The organism is Saccharothrix sp. ALI-22-I (genome assembly GCF_001984175.1).
GTDB lineage: Bacteria > Actinomycetota > Actinomycetes > Mycobacteriales > Pseudonocardiaceae > Actinosynnema.
Window position 1 is genome coordinate 141,895 of the sequence record NZ_MTQP01000061.1, and the last position, 16,583, is coordinate 158,477.

Annotated in this window: 14 protein-coding genes; 7 read left to right on the top strand and 7 right to left on the bottom strand. The window is 70.3% G+C overall.

Annotation, left to right across the window (positions count from 1 at the left end):
* Positions 1-3: 3 nt before the first annotated feature.
* Positions 4-648: a S8/S53 family peptidase gene (locus ALI22I_RS21180; protein WP_077007267.1), complete on the bottom strand. Its 645-nt coding sequence runs from the start codon at positions 646-648 to the stop codon at positions 4-6.
* On the opposite strand from ALI22I_RS21180, the gene ALI22I_RS21185 reads away from it, so the two are divergent.
* On the top strand, positions 595-1,518 hold the full coding sequence (locus tag ALI22I_RS21185) for a CHAT domain-containing protein (protein WP_238598493.1): 924 nt from the start codon (positions 595-597) through the stop codon (positions 1,516-1,518). The two genes, ALI22I_RS21180 and ALI22I_RS21185, sit on opposite strands and share 54 nt — an antisense overlap.
* 364 nt (positions 1,519-1,882) lie before the next feature.
* Entirely contained in the window at positions 1,883-2,515 is a 633-nt protein-coding gene (locus tag ALI22I_RS21190) for a hypothetical protein (RefSeq protein WP_077007269.1), read from the top strand.
* 343 nt (positions 2,516-2,858) lie between these two features.
* Here the strand turns inward: ALI22I_RS21190 and ALI22I_RS21195 are convergent, their stop codons facing one another.
* Positions 2,859-3,239, bottom strand: a complete 381-nt coding sequence (locus tag ALI22I_RS21195; RefSeq protein WP_077007270.1) for an ArsR/SmtB family transcription factor — start codon at positions 3,237-3,239, stop codon at positions 2,859-2,861.
* 99 nt (positions 3,240-3,338) lie between these two features.
* On the opposite strand from ALI22I_RS21195, the gene ALI22I_RS21200 reads away from it, so the two are divergent.
* Both ALI22I_RS21200 and ALI22I_RS21205 read left to right on the top strand, forming a co-directional pair.
* On the top strand, positions 3,339-5,336 hold the full coding sequence (locus ALI22I_RS21200; protein WP_077007271.1) for a heavy metal translocating P-type ATPase: 1,998 nt from the start codon (positions 3,339-3,341) through the stop codon (positions 5,334-5,336).
* A gap of 138 nt (positions 5,337-5,474) precedes the next feature.
* Positions 5,475-6,302, top strand: a complete 828-nt coding sequence (locus ALI22I_RS21205; protein ID WP_077007272.1) for a DUF5995 family protein — start codon at positions 5,475-5,477, stop codon at positions 6,300-6,302.
* Positions 6,303-6,437: 135 nt separating this feature from the next.
* Here the strand turns inward: ALI22I_RS21205 and ALI22I_RS21210 are convergent, their stop codons facing one another.
* Complete coding sequence (locus tag ALI22I_RS21210; RefSeq protein ID WP_238598494.1) at positions 6,438-7,334, bottom strand: class A beta-lactamase-related serine hydrolase; 897 nt, start codon at positions 7,332-7,334, stop codon at positions 6,438-6,440.
* Positions 7,335-7,476: 142 nt separating this feature from the next.
* Positions 7,477-7,773 carry a hypothetical protein gene (locus ALI22I_RS21215; protein WP_077007366.1) on the bottom strand — a complete coding sequence of 99 codons (297 nt, stop codon included), beginning with the start codon at positions 7,771-7,773 and terminating at the stop codon, positions 7,477-7,479.
* Positions 7,774-7,893: 120 nt separating this feature from the next.
* Between ALI22I_RS21215 and ALI22I_RS21220 the strand changes: the two genes are divergently transcribed.
* Both ALI22I_RS21220 and ALI22I_RS21225 read left to right on the top strand, forming a co-directional pair.
* Positions 7,894-8,730 (top strand): class I SAM-dependent methyltransferase, encoded by an 837-nt coding sequence (locus ALI22I_RS21220; protein ID WP_077007273.1) that lies wholly within the window; start codon positions 7,894-7,896, stop codon positions 8,728-8,730.
* Between the two features lie 77 nt (positions 8,731-8,807).
* Positions 8,808-9,149, top strand: coding sequence for a hypothetical protein (locus tag ALI22I_RS21225; RefSeq protein WP_143532351.1), 342 nt, complete (start codon positions 8,808-8,810; stop codon positions 9,147-9,149).
* 412 nt (positions 9,150-9,561) lie between these two features.
* On the opposite strand, the gene ALI22I_RS21230 is transcribed toward ALI22I_RS21225, so the two are convergent.
* On the bottom strand, positions 9,562-10,536 hold the full coding sequence (locus tag ALI22I_RS21230; RefSeq protein ID WP_077007275.1) for a GNAT family N-acetyltransferase: 975 nt from the start codon (positions 10,534-10,536) through the stop codon (positions 9,562-9,564).
* A 96-nt stretch (positions 10,537-10,632) separates the two neighbouring features.
* Positions 10,633-12,627 (bottom strand): NAD-dependent DNA ligase LigA, encoded by a 1,995-nt coding sequence (gene ligA / locus ALI22I_RS21235; protein ID WP_077007367.1) that lies wholly within the window; start codon positions 12,625-12,627, stop codon positions 10,633-10,635.
* A 63-nt stretch (positions 12,628-12,690) separates the two neighbouring features.
* Here ligA and ALI22I_RS21240 point away from each other — a divergent pair, with 63 nt between their 5' ends.
* Positions 12,691-13,128: a DUF6196 family protein gene (locus ALI22I_RS21240; RefSeq protein WP_077007276.1), complete on the top strand. Its 438-nt coding sequence runs from the start codon at positions 12,691-12,693 to the stop codon at positions 13,126-13,128.
* A 12-nt stretch (positions 13,129-13,140) separates the two neighbouring features.
* Here the strand turns inward: ALI22I_RS21240 and ALI22I_RS21245 are convergent, their stop codons facing one another.
* Positions 13,141-16,260 carry an amidohydrolase family protein gene (locus tag ALI22I_RS21245; RefSeq protein ID WP_083751900.1) on the bottom strand — a complete coding sequence of 1,040 codons (3,120 nt, stop codon included), beginning with the start codon at positions 16,258-16,260 and terminating at the stop codon, positions 13,141-13,143.
* Positions 16,261-16,583: the final 323 nt, after the last annotated feature.

Genomic DNA, 16,583 nt, shown 5'->3' on the forward strand with positions numbered 1-16,583 from the left:
TGGTCAGGCAGGCCCGAGACCCTTGATGTAGGGCAGGGTCCTGGGCCCGTTGACGTCCCAGACCTCGATCTCGGCCGGCGGATCGGTGAGCAGCTCGTCCCAGGCGGCACGCGCGCTCTTGTCCGCGGCCATGCGCGCGGCGATCCGCCCGGTGACGGTCGCGGCGGAGAACGACGTGCCGCTCCAGATCGCCCAGCCGTGGTAACCCTTCGGGTACCCGTCCTCGAAGTACGGACCGACCACGTCCACGCCGCCGGCGCAGGCCGTGACCCAGGGCCCGTAGCCGCTGAAGGGCGCGACCTGCCCGATCGTGTCGTGCACGGCACCGACCGCGATGACGAGTGCCGGGTCCGGGTCGTCCTCCCGTTCCTTCCGCAGCCGGGTCCCCGCCGGGTGCAGCACGGCTGACGTGCCCAGGTTGCCCGCGGCGCAGACGACGACCGCGTTGGAGCCGAGCCTGAGCAGGGCGTTCTCGATCGCCCTCGGCGGGCTGCCCTCCCAGGTGCTGCCCGAGAACGGCAGGTTGATCAGTTCGACGCCCTCCGCGCGCAGTGCGTCGATGGCGTCCGCGAACGCCAGGTGGAGTACCTGGATGTGGCCGGCCGCCTGTACGCCGTGGTGGTCGTGGCCGGGCGGGTCCGGTTGCACGAGCTGACCGCGGTCTCCGAGGTCGAGCGCCGGCTGGGCGAGCTGCGGTTCGGGCTGCGGCGCCTCGCCTACGAGCTGGGTTCCCCGGCGTCGTTCACCGCCCTGGTCGACCGGGCCGCGCACCGGCTCGACGCGCAGCTGCTGGAGCCGTTACGGCAGTTCGTCGGCGATCGGCCGCTGGTGATCGTGCCGACGGGTCCGTTGCACGAGATGCCGTGGCCGATCCTGCCGAGCTGCCTGGGCCGCCCCGTGTCGGTGGCGCCCTCCGCCGCTCTGTGGCACCGCGCGGCGACCGCCGAGCCCGCCGGTGACGGCAGGCGCGTGGTCGTGTCCGGACCGGACCTCCCCCACGCGGCCGCCGAGGTGGCGGCGTTGGCCCGGCGTTACCCCGAGGCGCGACGGTTCACCGGCCGGACCGCGCGGGTGGACGACGTGATCACCGCCCTGGACGGCGCGGACTTGGGCCACATCGCGGCCCACGGCCGATTCCGCGCCGACAACCCGCTGTTCTCCGAACTGCGCCTGGCCGACGGCCCGCTGACCGCCTACGACCTGGAACGCCTCGCCAGACCGCCACGCCGGATCGTGCTGTCCGCGTGCGACTCGGGGCGATCGGCCGTCCACCCGGGAGACGAGGTGCTGGGCCTGGCCTCGGTGCTGCTGGCGCTGGGCACGACAACCCTGATCGCCACCGCCGTCCCGGTACCCGACCACGCCAGCCGCCCCTTGATGCTCCGCTTCCACCGCCTGCTGGACGATGGTCTGAGCCCGTCCCGGGCACTGGCCGAAGCCCAACGCGACCTGTCGACCCAAGGCCCGCCCGCCAACCGCGTCGCCACCATCGGTTTCGTCTGCTACGGCGCCGGTTGACCCTGGCCCTGCCCGCACCACCGCGGCAGCACCTCACCGCCAGCCGTGCGCGTTTCCGCCAAGGCCGCCCCGAGCGACCGGACGGACCCGTTGCCGCCGTGCATGCGCGCTGGATGCTCGACCTCCAACGAACCGCCGGGAACTCCGCAACCTCCGGCGTTGTGGTCCAACGCCAACCCCTGGGCCGGCGACACCGCGTGGCAGGCCAACTGCGGATCTCCAGCAGACACGTCGTTGACCCACCGACTGGCCACGCTCTACAACGCCCTGGAGTGACGGTCTACCACCGGCTGCGCAACGCACACGATCAACCGCGAACGGGAATGTCGTTGCCGGTGGGTGCCGGCTGGACCATCATCGCGCCGTGGAACTCGACTGGGGTTACTTCCGTCAGGTGTACGAGGGTCTGTACGACCACCATGATGACGTCGGTGGGCGCCGGCGGTACCTGAGTGGTCGGCAGCAGACGGTGGCCGACCACCTGGCCGAGTTGGAGCCGCTGCGCAAGCGGGAGCGAGTACCCGTTGGCGGGTACACCGGGGACGACGAGCAGGCGTGGCGGATCATGAAGCTGTACGGGCTCAGCCGGGTCAGCGACTACCTGATCGACGCCACGGTGGCCACCACCTCGACGCTGTACTTCGCCTCCCGTCGCGAGCCGCGGCCGACCAGTGATCTGTCGCACGGCTGGGGTTCCAACTCGCAGTGGCGGACGAGCTTCCACCGGTTCTACTCCGACGAGGAGGGCCTGCACCTCAACTGGGACGGCGAAGTGGACATCGGCGACGGTCCCCCGGTGTCCCCGCCCGATCGGCTTGACCAGGAGGAGGACCCGCTGGACCAGCGCCGAGAACTGTTGCTGCCCCGCTGTTTCGTCCGCGGCCCGCTGCCACACGACGAGCACGACCGGTTCCCCCACGACGACCGACTCAGCTTCACCGCCGCGGAGTGGCCGCTACGGCCGGAGTCGATCGTGCACGTGCCGTGGCTCCGGTGAGGTCCCCGACCTAACGCCGACCGTCCAGCTCCCGGACGGGGAGCTGGACGGTCCGATGCCGCAGGCGGGAAGTGGATTCGCGGTGCCACTCGGTCCCCGGCTGCGAGGTGGGGAACGGGTCACTTGACCCAGAACTGGCTGATCGTGCGACCGTTGACCTGCCACACGTTGTCCGCCCGCTGCATGCTGCTGCACACGTCGTCGCCGTACTTGGCGTTCAGCAGTTCCTGCGAGAACCACTCGCATTGCGCGTTATCCAGCCGCTGCCGAGCGCCCCACTTCAGACCCTTGAGCCTCGTGATCTCGCTCGGCGGGTTCTCCGATTTCGGCCCGCCCCTTTGCGTCAGTCGCCGGTGGAAATCTCGTGGTGGGCGTCACTGAGGCCGAGGCGCAGGTGTTCGACGTGATAGACGGCTTGGTCGAGCAGTTCGGCGACGTGGTGGTCGTAAAGGTTGTAGACCACCGAACGTCCGCGGCGTTCGCCCACGACCAGGCCGAGGTTGCGCAGCAGGCGCAGTTGGTGGGAGCAGGCCGACTGCTCCATACCGACCTCGGCCGCCAGTTCGGTGGCCGGCAGCGCCCCTTCCCGCAACCGCGCCAGGATCAGCAACCGCGACGGCGTGGCGAGGGCCTGGAGGGTGGTGGCCACCTTCGCCGCACCGGCCGCGTCCAGACGGGTGCGCGGTACGGCGTTGTCGCTGGTGGGGACGGCTCCATGACCCATGACCCCATCCTACGGCCGTGAACGAATGAAGACCTGTTCATGTGTTCCTGTATCGTGGCGACGTCGTCCCGTCGTCTACGCGGAGGATCACCCGTCGCCATGTCTGCCACCCTCACCGAGCGCCCGGCCCGCGCCGCGCGTGCGGCCGTCCCGCCCAAACGGCGGACCCGTGTGTTCGCGCTCGCCGAGGCCCGCTGGGCGGGCGCGGCCACGATCGCGTTCCTGATCGCGTTGCCGCTGCAACTCACCGGCACCTCGGCCTGGCTGTGGGGTCCGCTGTACGCGATCGCCTACGTCACCGGCGGCTGGGAGCCGGCATGGGCGGGGTTGCGGGCGCTGCGGGAGAAAACCCTGGACGTGGACCTGCTGATGATCGTCGCCGCGCTCGGTGCGGCGGCGATCGGGCAGGTGATGGACGGCGCGCTGCTGATCGTCATCTTCGCCACCTCCGGCGCCCTGGAGGCGCTGGCCACCGCACGGACCCAGGACGCGGTCCGCGGGCTGCTCGACCTCGCCCCCACCACCGCCACCCGCCTGACCGACGACGGGAACGAGGAGACCGTCGCCACCGCCGAACTCGCGGTCGGGGACACCATCCTGGTCCGGCCCGGCGAACGCGTCGGCGCCGACGGACGCGTGCTGGACGGCGCCAGTGAAGTCGATCAGGCCACCATCACCGGCGAACCCCTGCCCGTGCCCAAGGAGCCGGGCGACGAGGTGTTCGCCGGCACCCTCAACGGCACCGGTGCGCTGCGCGTGCGGGTGGAGCGCGACGCGTCGGACTCGGTGATCGCCCGGATCGTGGCCATGGTCGAGGAGGCCTCCGAGACCAAGGCCCCGACCCAGCTGTTCATCGAGAAGGTCGAGCAGCGGTACTCGGTCGGGATGGTCATCGCGACCCTGGCCGTGTTCCTCATCCCGCTGGGCTTCGGGGACGACCTGACCGGCGCGCTGCTGCGCGCGATGACGTTCATGATCGTCGCCTCGCCGTGCGCGGTGGTGCTGGCCACCATGCCGCCGCTGCTGTCGGCCATCGCCAACGCCGGACGGCACGGTGTGCTGGTGAAGTCCGCCGTGGTCATGGAACGCCTCGGACAGGTCGACGCGGTCGCTCTGGACAAGACGGGCACCCTCACCGAGGGCACGCCCCGCGTCACCGACATCCGCCCGCTGGCCGGTAGCGATCTGAACGAGAACGACCTGCTGGCCTTGGCCGCCGCCGCTGAACGCCCCAGCGAACACCCCTTGGCCCGCGCCGTCGTCGATGCCGCTCGCAGCCGTGGCCTCGCCGTCCCCGACGTGCGGGACTTCACCTCTGCCCCCGGAATCGGGGTCACGGCCACCGTCAACGGCCACGCGGTCGCCGTCGGCGCACCCGCCCGCCTGCTCGACGGCCTCGACGGCCTCGACGGCCTCGACGACCTCTGTGCCGCAGCCTCGGCGGTGGCCGAGGAGCTGGAGACCGGGGGCCGCACCGCGGTCCTCGTCCAGCGCGACGGAACTCCGGTGGGCGTGCTCGGCATCGCCGACCGGCTGCGCCCGGACGCGGCAGCCACCGTCGCCGCACTCACCGCGTTGACCGGTCGTCCCCCGATGCTGCTGACCGGCGACAACCCGCGTGCCGCCGCCCGGCTCGCCGCCGAGGTCGGCATCACCGACGTCCGCGCCGGCTTGCTGCCCCAGGACAAGGTCGCCGCGGTGCGGGAACAGGAGCGGGCCGGGCGCAAGGTGCTCGTGATCGGCGACGGCGTCAACGACGCCCCCGCCCTGGCCGCCGCCCACACCGGCATCGCCATGGGCCGCGCCGGCTCCGACCTCGCGTTGGAGACCGCCGACGCGGTGATCGTCCGCGACGAACTCGCCACCGTTCCCACCGTCATCGCACTCTCGCGCGCGGCCCGCCGTCTGGTGGTGCAGAACCTGGTCATCGCCGGGGTGTTCATCTCCGGGCTGGTCCTGTGGGACCTGATCGGCACCCTGCCACTACCGCTGGGCGTGCTCGGGCACGAAGGCTCGACGGTGATCGTCGGACTCAACGGACTCCGCCTGCTGCGCGATATCGCCTGGCGCCGGGCAGCCGCACCGACCGATCGGTGAGCGTCGGCGCCGGTGATCAACAACCTCGTCGCAGATCACGGACCGGTTGATGTATCTGCGGGCCCTGCCGGGTCTCCTGTACCACCGGAACCCGGCAAGGGCTGGGGCCGCGTGTGCCGCACTCATCCGGGAGTTCCCTTGACCGACTTCGACAGCATCACCGCACAGCGTCCCGCCACCATCGAAGAGGCGATCCCCTGCATGCAGGTCGCACTCCGGTATTTCCACGAACGCAACGACTACCGGGCCGTGTTCCTGCGGGCGTACTACATCATCACGCTGAACGTGCATTCGGCGATCCACCGGTACGGCGACTACAAGAACCCCATCTTCTTCGACGCCGACTGGGTGAGCGTCCAGGCCGGTCATTTCGCGTCGCTGTACTTCAAGTCGCTGACCACGTTCGAGCGGGACGCGGAGTCGGAGCGGGCGTGGAAGCTCGCCCACCGGATGGCGGAGGAGAAGACCTCCACCGTCCTGCAGGACCTGCTGCTGGGACTGAACGCGCACATCAACTACGACCTCGCCTACGGCACGTTCCTCAACCTCAGGCAGCACGGGGACGACGCCGGGCACCTGCTGCTCCCCCGCCGCAAGTTCGACCACGACCAGGTCAACAACATCCTGGTCCGCTCGATCCCGCAGATCGCCGAGACGCTCACCCGCGACTACGGCGGCGGGATAACCCTGCTGCGCAACACCCTGCACGGCCTGGACATCGTGCTCACCGGCACCGGCCTGAAGCACTACCGGGAGCGGGTGTGGTGGTCGGCGGTCTCGTACCTGACCACCACGGACGAGGAAGAGCTCAACCTGGTCCACCAGAAGCTCGACTGGGAGTCCGCCCAGCTGGCCAAGCTGATCGCCGACAAGAGCGTGTGGAGCCTGCCGGTGCGCAGACTCGGCCGTGCGATCCGCAAGGACGACTACAGCGGCGTGATCCTGGAGAGCCCGGCAGCCGCGTGACGATCTGCGCGGCGGCCAACGCGATGAACGGCTCCTGATCGGCACGGGTCGAGTGCGGACGGTCGACCCATCGCGAGGTCGGCTTGCGTTTCGCTCAACGCCGAACCATCCGCGCTCTCCCCCGTGCCGGACGGATCAGGACCGGATGTGGCGGTCGGCCAGGTAGACGAGCTTGGTGAGCAGGGTGATGCGGTCCGCGGAGACGTCCCACGTGGTGCCCTCGGGCTCCAGCGTCAGCACGACCATGATCTTGCGGTCCCTCGGGCCGTAGGTGCCGGTGGTGTGCATCGCGGGGCTCGTCAGGTCGAGGTCGGCCGCCTCCGCACGGGTCACCGGACCGTCCTCGGCCGCCCCGATGTCGGTGCGCGGCCGCTGCGGCTCGACGCACGGCCGCGGCGGGACGTCACCGAACCGGGACCAGCCCTGCTTGAACGCCACCTCGCCGGGCACCGCGCTCGGGATGCCGAACGACTGGTCGAAACCGTCGGTCGCGCAGGTCGTGGCCTCGTGCAGGTTCCCCATGATGAAGTCGCGGAACTTCGGGTGCGCCTCGTCGAGCACGTAGCGGTAGATCTTGACGACGTCCGCCGCGCTCAACGCCGTGTAGCCCCAGAACCCGACGTTGACCGGCGGTTCGGTGTCGTCCAGACCGAGCTTCACCACCATCCGCTCGACGATCTTCTCCCAGCCCTCCTGCACCCACAGCTCGCTCGCGGCGTTGTCGTCGCTCGAACGCAGCATGGGCACCAGGCGGACCAGGTCGGCCTCGGGGATCTCGGCGTCCGGCCCCCTCGTCTCCAGGTAGTCCAGCGCGATGAGGATCTTGACGATCGATGCCGAGCGGAACTGCTTGTGCTCGTTGTAGCTGAGTGTGGTCCGACCTGTCTTGCGGTCGAACACGGCGAACGCGGCTGTGACGTCCGGCGCGACTTCGGCCTCGGGAGAGGGAGTCGCACCGGCCGGCACGGTCGACGTCAGCATGGACAGTGACGCCACGGCGGCCACCGCGGCTAACGTTCTAAAGATCTTCACAGTTGGAAAATACCGGCTTCTCTCACACTTCGTCGGTTAGCGTCCTAACGCGAGCGAGTGTGCGGCCGCCCGGGTTGTGGTCAGTGCTTCCGGCTGCCCAAACGCGTCGCCCCGACACCCTGACCGGATCGGGACCGACCACCTAGATCATTTCCTCCCGGTTCACGTCCAGGTTGCGGAACCGCACCGGGCCGTCGCAGAGCGCGGCCAACTCCTTGGCGAACCTGTCGGTCTCGGGCCGGGCGGAGTTGCGCATCGCCTCCTCGTAGGAGGGGAACTCGACGATATCGACGTAGTGGTTCGGGCGGTCGCGGTCGGCCGCCTGCACCGCTCTCAACACGGTCGGCTCGCCGCCGCCCTCCTCACGCCACTGTTCCAGCAGGCGGTTGATCTCCTCGATCTTGTGGGTCTCGTACTCGATCAGCTGGATGAACTTCATGACCGTCTCCCGTCCGGAGTGGACCACCTCTCGGTCAACCAGGGTGCGCCCTCCGACCCAAGGTCGCTACCGCACCAGTGCCCTGCGGACTCCGTGATCGAGCACCTAGAGTGAACCGACATGGTCGATGGATGGCAGTGGGACAGCTCCCTGTTCAAGGGAGCTTCCGCCTACTACGAGCGAGGGCGCCTCCCGTACGCGCCGGGCTTTGTCGAGACGCTGGCCAAGGTCCTCGGCCTGGACGGCGGCGGGCGGCTGCTCGACGTCGGCTGCGGCCCGGGGATCGTGGCGCTCGCGCTGGCGCCGTTCTTCACCGAGGTGGTCGGCATCGACCCGGACGAGGACATGCTGGCCGAGGCCGAGCGGCAGGCCGTGCGCCGCGAGGTGACGAACGCGCGTTGGGTGGCCGCCCGCGCCGAGGATCTGCCCGCCGGCCTGGGTGAGTTCCGGGTCGTGGTGTTCGCCCAGTCGTTCCACTGGACGGACCGGGATCGAGTCGCCGCGACCGTGCTGGACATGCTGGAGCCGGGCGGCGCCTTCGTCCACATGAGCGGCCTCAAGGACCCACCCGCCGAGCCCCCGCTGCCGCTGCCCTCTCCCCCTTACGCGCAGATCCGCGAACTGGTGCTGCGGTACCTCGGCCCGGTGCGCCGCGCGGGCAAGGGAACACTCCCCAACGGCACGCCGGGCCGGGAGGACCTCGTCATCGCCAGGGCGGGCTTCGAGAACTTCCAACGACATGTCGTGCCGGCCGGGCAGGTGGTCGACCGCACCCCCGACGACATCGTGGCGTGGGTGTTCTCCCACTCCGGCTCCGCCCCGCACCTGTTCGGCGACCGATTGGCGGACTTCGAACGGGACCTGCGCGCGGTCTTGCGGCAAGCGTCCCCCGGCAACCGTTTCGCTGAGCACCTCCCGGCGACCGACATCATGACCTGGCGCAAACCGCCGAGGTGAGCGCTGAAGATCGGCGACTCGGGCCGCGAAGAAGATTTATTGGAGGCGTTGAGTTGTCAGGTGCGGTTTTCCACGGTATGCGACCGTGGGCATTGGACGCGGGGATCATCGAGTGCACGGGAACAGCTCTCGGCGTGGTCGACCTGCACAACGACGCCGACGTCTTGGAGGTCGTGATCACCACTGGTCGCACCGTCCGCCTGCGCTTCTCGCACACGGCTGGTGGGCGTGCGTTCGCACTGGTGTTCACCGGGGTTTCCCGGTTCCATGCGGCCCGACTCGATCATCACCCCGATGACGCGGCGCTGTTCCACGATCTGAGCCACGTTCCGGTCGAGGGCGGCTCGGACTGCGAGATCACGCTGGCGGCACTCCGGTTGGAACTGAGGGCGGCCGGGGTTGAGTTCTCCGTCGACTGAGCAGCGGTGCAAACGTGGCGGGATGGGATCCGACACGGCGGTCTCACCCCACCAAGCGGAAGAGCACTTGCTTGGGCGGTGGAACCGTGCATGCCGCACCAGGAGCGTTCGGCTCCTCGTGCTCGATCTCGTACTGGCACTCCGAGCATGGATCGGGGGCGATGTGCTCGCGCCAGTCGTGTCCGCATTGCGGGCAGTCGCCGTACCAAGAGCGCCGGCGCCTGAGCCATCTCATGGAGAGATGATCGCACGAACCCGAGACGCCCAGCTGGGGCCATTTCAGGCCGCCAGAGCCAATGGCCAGAAGCCTTGAGTGTGCTCTGAACTGCAATGCGTCGAAGACGTGTCTTCGACGCATCAGCGTAGCGGCTGCTCGGTTCCTCAGTGGTCGTTGCCTTTCAGCGCGTGGGCGTCAGACGTCGAGCGCCCAGCGCACGTATCGCATCTTCGGCGTGAAGCCGGCCCTTTCGAAGACCCCGAACGCCCCGAAGGGGTTCGCCGAGTCCACGCTCAAGCTGGCGCGGCCGTAGTCCTGGTCGGCGGCGGCTCGCAGCGCGTGTCCGATCAGCGCGCCGGCGACGCCCCGCTTCCGGTAGTCCCGGAGGGTTCCGATGAGCATGAAGTGCGCGTCGCGGACGCCGGTGGCCGGCGTATCGGCCTCCCAGTACATGGTCACCAACATGCCCGCCGGAGCCCCGTTCGCCACATCCCGGAGCAGGAAGCTGACCTCGGGCCGGAACGTCTGGTTGGTGATCTTGTTCTTCCAGGAGTCCACGGGCATCGGCGCCGAACCCCAGTGGTCCTTGAACGACTCATTCCGGATCAACCGGAAATCCTCGTCGTTCTGCTCCGACCACGGCTCGACCCGCAGCCCGTCGGGGATCGCCGCGTCGGGGATCGCGTCGCCGAGCGGGTGCTCCATGCGCTGGTAGTAGCGGACCGGCGCGAAGCCCTGGGAGCGGACGAGTTCGGCCACGCCGGCGATGTGCTCGGCCTTGTGGACGTCGACCACGAGCTTCAGCGTCGGGTGGTGCAGTGCGTGCACTACCTTCGCCGCCGCCACGCCGGCTTCCACGAGCACGGTGCCGACACCCCGGCGGCGGTAGTCAGGGTGGACCCCGCCGTCCATGAAGACCCGGTGGACCTCCTCCGCGGACGGCTTGTAGCGGATCTTCATGTAGCCGACCATCACGTCGCCGTCGAAAGCGGCGAGGCTCGCGCGCTCCAGGTCCGCGTAGGGGTCGATCAGCTCCTGGAGAGTGTCCTCCTCGTTGTAGTTCTCGCCGATCTTGTCAACGGTCTCGATGACGTTGAGGAGGTCGGCCGACGCCTTGGCGTCCCCGCTGGTGAGCGGCCGCCACGTGAGGGAGGCCGATTCTTCGTACATGCGGCCGACGGTAAACCCCGCACGCGAGGGCTGTCGCTTTGTTTCCTTACCGAAGACGATCAACGCCATGTGTTGCGCCCGGCCCGCTGTAGAGCATCAGACAACGCCGGCGGCGATCAGCTGTTGCCAGATCACCCCTTGGTCGACGACCTCGACGCCGAGCTTCTCGGCCTTGGCGAGCTTGCTCGCGCCGACGTCGCCGCCGGTGATCAGGTAGTCGGTGTTGGCCGAGACGGAGGACGCGGTGGTCGCGCCGGCCTTCTCGCACAGCCGCTGGAAGGTGGGGCGGGGGACCTTCTCGCCGGAGCGCGGGTCGTTGATCGCGCCGGTGATCACCACGGTCTTGCCGGCCAGGGGCGCGTCGGAGGCGACGACGGGCGGCAGGTCCTCCTCGCGCACGTCCAACGAGACGCCGCGCTCGCGCAGCCGTTCCAGCTCGGGCCGCAGCCGGGTCAGGTGCTCGATCAGCGAGGACGCCACCTTCGGGCCGATGTCCTCGACGGCGACGAGCCGTTCCTCGCCGGCGTCGGCGACCTCCTCCAGCGAGCCGAACCCCGCGCGGCACAGGCGGGTGGCGGTGCCCTCTGACGCCATCGGGATCGCCAGGCCGATCAGCGCGCGGCGCAGTCCGACCTGACGGCTGGCGGCGATCGACTCGATCATGCGCGTGGCGGAGGTCTCGCCGATGCGGTCGAACTCCAGCAACTGCTCCTTGGTCAGGGTGTAGAAGTCGGACGGGTGTTCGAGGATGCCGGCCTCGGCGAGGCGTTCGATCCACACCGGACCGATGGCGTCGATGTCCGCCGCCGCGCGTGAGGCCCAGTGGATCAACCGGCGCACGGTCTGCGCGGGGCAGGCGACGTTGGTGCAGAACAACTCCCGGCTGTTGCCCTGCTCGGTCAACCCGTGCCCGCACGACGGGCAGACGGTGGGCGGCACGATCTCGCGCTCCGCGCCCGTCCGCTTGGACTCGTCCAGCACACCGGCGACGAACGGGATCACGTCCCCGGCTCTGCGCACCAGCACGGTGTCCCCGATTTTGATGCCGCGCGCGCGGATCACCTCCTGGTTGGCCAGCGTCGCGCGGGTGACCGTCGTCCCGCCCACGAACACCGGCTCCAGCCAGGCGACCGGGGCGATCTTGCCCGTCTTGCCGACGTCCCACACCACATCGGACAACACGGTGGTCTTCTCCTCGGCGGCGAACTTGAACGCCAGCGCACCGCGAGGCGAACTCGACCGCACGCCCGCAGCGGAAAATGCGCCCCGGTCCGCCAGCCGCAGCACGGCGCCGTCCAGGTCGTAGTCCAGGTCGTTGCGCCGCGCCTCGATCTCGGAGATCACCGCCTGTGCCGCGTCCGCGTCGTCGCAGTGCCGCATGTCGGCGACGCTGAACCCGAGCGTCCGCAGTCCCTGCTCCAGGTCGGCCGCGGTTCCGTGCGGATCGGAGGTGTCCAGGTCGAAGGCGAAGAACTGCAGGCGCCGTTCGGCGACGACGGCCGGGTCTTTGGCCCGCAGGGTGCCGGCGGCGGCGTTGCGCGGGTTGATCAGCGGTTTGTCCGGGTGGGCCGTGTTGTAGTCGGCGAACGTGGAGCGCAGCATCACGGCCTCGCCGCGCACCTCGACCCGGCCCGGCGCGGCCACCCGGTCGGGCACCCCATCGGTCAGCGCACGGACCAGGAAGGTCACGTCGTCGCCGGTCGTGCCGTCACCGCGCGTGACCGCCCGGGCCAGCCGCCCGTCCTCGTAGACCAGTGCCAGCGACAGCCCGTCCAGTTTCGGCATGACCACCACCGGCTGGCCGGGGAACCGGTCGAAGAACGCGGCGACCTGCTCGGGCCGGGTCGCCTTCTCCAGCGACAACATCGGACGCGAGTGCCGCACCGGCGCGTGCAGCACCGCCGGCGCGCCCACCTGCTCCAGCGGGTTAGGGTCGGGCGCCAGCTCCGGGTTCGCCTCGATCAGACCGCGCAGCTCGTCCTCGATCGCGTCGTACTCGGCGTCTGCCACCAGCGGCGAGCCGCGGTAGTACGCGTCGCGCAGCACGACGATCTGGTCGGCGAGTTCCCGGATGCGTTCCTCAGCGTTCACGGCTGACAAGTTACCGGCGACCACCGACAAAGCGCCGGACTCCCGTCGGGCAGGATCGATCCCGTGGTCAGCATCAGCCAAGAGTCACCCGAAGAAACCGAACAGCGTCTCCTGCGGGTGATCGCGGCCGCCCGACTCGGCGCGCTCGACGGGGACTGGTCGTTCTTCGAGGCGCCGCTCGCCGATCCGCCCACCCTCGACGCCGACACGCTGGCGGCCGTGCGCGACGAGGACCGCTGGTCCTGGCTCGCCCCCGCGAACGGCACCGCCACCGAACGGTTCGCCCTGTTCTCCTTCCACTTCCCGGCCGACCTGGACAACAGCGGGTTCGTCGGCTGGCTGGCCACCGAGCTCAAGCTTCGGCTCGGGACCGGCGTCTTCGTGGTCTGCGGCCAGAACAGCGACCGAGGCGGGATCTACGACTACTGGGGCTGCCCCGCGCAACTGCGAGAGCAGGCCGCGCAGGTCCTTCACGAGTTGCGCGGGGCAGCGACGAGCTAGGGCGGGGCTGCGTCAGAACTCCCCGCAGCACACGTGGGCGGCCCATTCCGGCTCGTGCCACCAGTGCCGGGGGTCGTGCGCCACGGAGTGGTCGTGCGGCTGCGGTGCCCCGAAGGCAACGGGTTGTGTGCCGCGGAACGGGGTGAGGAGGTCCTCGACGTTGTGCACGACCCCGCCGACAACGACCTTGCGCACCGCGGCGGCGGCTCGGATGTCCGCCAGCGGGTTGCCCGCGACCAGCGCGATATCGGCGTAGGCGCCCGGCCGGAGGGTGCCCACCTTGCCGGACAGCCCCATCCACGCCGCGGGGTTGCGGGTTGCCGTGGTCAGTGCTTCCAGCGGGGTGAAGCCGAAGGTCACCATCGCTCGCAGGTTCTGGTGTGTCGCGGTGGCCACGGCGTCCAGCGGGGCGTCCGTGCCGCAGATCACCAGGCCGCCGCCGCGGTGAATCCGCAGCACCATGTCCACCCAGCCCGCGAGGATGTCGCGCGACCACGGGGATTCCGGTTTGCCGGCGGCCTCGGCATCGGCGAGGTACCTCCCGTACTCCCACGGCGGGAACAGCACGCGGGTGCGTTCGTCGGTCACCAGGGATTTGTCGTCGGCGTAGAGGGCGCGGGACTGGAACAGGGTCGGGGTCACCGACATGCCGGAGCGCACGAAGAGCTCCACCACGTCCTGGTACGCCCGGCCGGTGCGGCTCACCGTGTGCGAGTAGCCGAGCCTGTTCGTGGCCCCGACGTGCTCCATGCCGTCCATGCCGACGGACGCCGCGGGGTAGAGGTAGTGGGACGACAGCGGGACACCGGCGCGGTGCGCGGCCCGCACGGTCTCCCGCTGGAGTTCCACGGGCAGCCGCACGTACGTCTTCACCATGTCGTAGTCGAGTTCGAGCGCCCGCTTCAGCTCCAGGTCGAGCTGCGCGCGCGACAGCGTCGGCCGCATGAAGTTGTAGTAGACGCGCGAGCCGTCGATCGCCTCACCGGTGCCGACGAACCGCGGTCCCACCAGGGCGCCCGACGCCAACGCCTCCTTGGTCTCCAGCATCTGGTACACCGGGTCGCCCGGCGAACGGGTCGTCGTGATGCCGTAGGCGAGCCACAGCCTGCCCTGCCGCGCACCCCACTGGCGGCCGCGCAGGTGCCAGTGGTTGTGGGCGTCGACCAGTCCGGGCATGGCGACGAGGTCGCGCGCGTCCACCACCTTCTCCCCCGGCGCCGCGCGGTGCGGCCGGATCTCCTGGACGCGACCGCGTTCCACGATGATGTCGACGTCGTGGCGGAGGCCGCCGCTCTCCCCGTCCCACACCGCGCCGGCGTGGATGACGGTGCGCGGTGGCGGTTTCGGTGTGCGCCAGGAGAAGTCCAGGCGGATGGTGCGGGGCGGCCCGCCGTCGAGGGGCACCCGGCGCAGCACGCCGTTGCGGAGGTGGACCAGGGCGTCCGACCCGCACCAGGCCAAGGAGTCGGTCACCTCGTGGGTCACCTGGCGCGGGTCGCCGAGGAACCGGCCCGCCGCGTCGACCGCGACGACCCACGCGACGCTCTCCACGACGAACGCCAGGTGCCGCCCGTCGGGTGACCACACCGGCCCGTCGTCACCCCGGGTCGCGATCGAGCGGAACGGCATCGGCTCGGTGTAGCGGAGTTCGCCGCCGGCCAGGTGCACGGTGAGGATCTGGCTGGTGCCCTCGCGGAACCGGCGGGAGAAGGGCTTGACCGCGGCGAGCGCGAGCACGGTGCCGTCGGCCGACCAGGTGGGCCTGCCGGGCATGAAGAGGGTGGGCGTGACCTGCTTGCGGCTTCCCGCGGCGACGTCGAGGACCCACACCACGCCGTCCTGGTCCACGTAAGCGATCTGCTTGCCGTCGGGGGAGAACCGCGGTGTCGTCTGCGCGCCGGGGGACGCGCTCAGCGCGGTGTCCTCGCCCGTCGCCAGGTTGCGCAACCGCAGCGCGGGAACGCCCTGCCGGTCGCTGGAGTACACAATGGACCGGCCGTCCGGCGCGAAGTCGGGGTCGGAGTCGAAGAACGCGCCGTCGGTGAGCTTGCGCGGCCTGCCGCCCGTGATCGGGACGACGTGGATGGCGTTGAGGGCGCGGAACGCGATCTGCCGCCCGTCCGGCGACACGACCGGACTCGCGATGCCCCGCACCGGGCCGCCCTCCACCTCGCGGGCGGGACGGCGCGGCGCTCGACGGGCGATCGGCACGGTGGCCCGGAACGGGATGTCCCGGACCGCGCCGTCGGGTTCGCGGCGGCGGATTCGGCCGTCGGCGGTGTAGAGGACGGACTCGCCGATCCACGTGGCGGCGAAGCCGAAGACGTCCTCACCGGTGGTGAGCTGCCGGTCGCCGAGGACGAGGTCCGCGCGGCCACCGCGCACGAGGGTGTAGCTCGGGGTGCGGCCGTCCGGTCCGAAGGTGGCGCCGTGGATGCGGCCGCCCGTCGGTGCTGTCGCCACGCGGACGCGCTCGGCGGTGGCGACTGTGACGACGTCCACGGCGTTCTCGTTGACGGTGACGACGATCCGCTGGCCGTCCGGGGACCAGCGCGGCGCGGCGGCCTCGTCCGGCGGTCCGGTGAGCGCGGTGACCTCGCCGGACGCGACGTCGAGGAGCCAGACCCCGTAGGAGCCGCCGCGGTCGCTGGTGAACGCGATGCGCCTGCCGTCCGGGGAGAACGCCGGTTCCCGGTGGTCGAACCGGCCACGGGTGAGCTGCCGCGGCTCACCGCCGGCGACGTCGACGGCGTAGAGGTGGAAGTTCCCGTCGCGGTAGGACTGGAACACGATCGACCGGCCGTCCGCAGACCACGACGGCAGCGTCGCGTCCTGGAGGTCACCGGTCAGCCTGCGGGCCGTGCCGCCGCCCACTGGCAGCACCCAGATCGCGGTCACCAGGTCCATCGCGAGCCACTGGCCGTCGGGCGACAGGGCGACCGAGGTATTGGTGCCTTCACGCAGCACGACCGTGCCACCGGACGCGACGTCCGGTTCGCCGTCCTGCGCGCCGTCCGCCTGCGCGCCGTGCGCCACACCCGGGGCCGCCGCGCTCGTGGCGCCCAACACGACCGCGATCTGACCGGTACGCGCCAGTACTTCGCGGCGGGAAAGGTCCTCTTGGGGTGTCATGCTTGTGCGTCCTCCCCGAGCAGCCTGTGGAACTCTCGATCAAGACAGTGCCACGGCGGACCCGCGCCGGGATGACCCGTTCACCGCAACAGTTCCCGCTCCGAACGGCCTCCGCGAATCGACCAACCGCCACCCGCAGCACGCGGAACCGGGCAGTCCAACGGCGCTGCCGCCGAACTCGACTTCCGAGGTTTGCCCAGGTCTTCGCTAGGATGCGTGGTCTGCGCTGCACGGAGGTGGCCTGTGGAGACGACGTCGGCAGGGTGCCGCGGACCGTGTTCGACGGTCTGGCCGAGAGCTCGTCGCAGCCGGTCCCGCGCGTG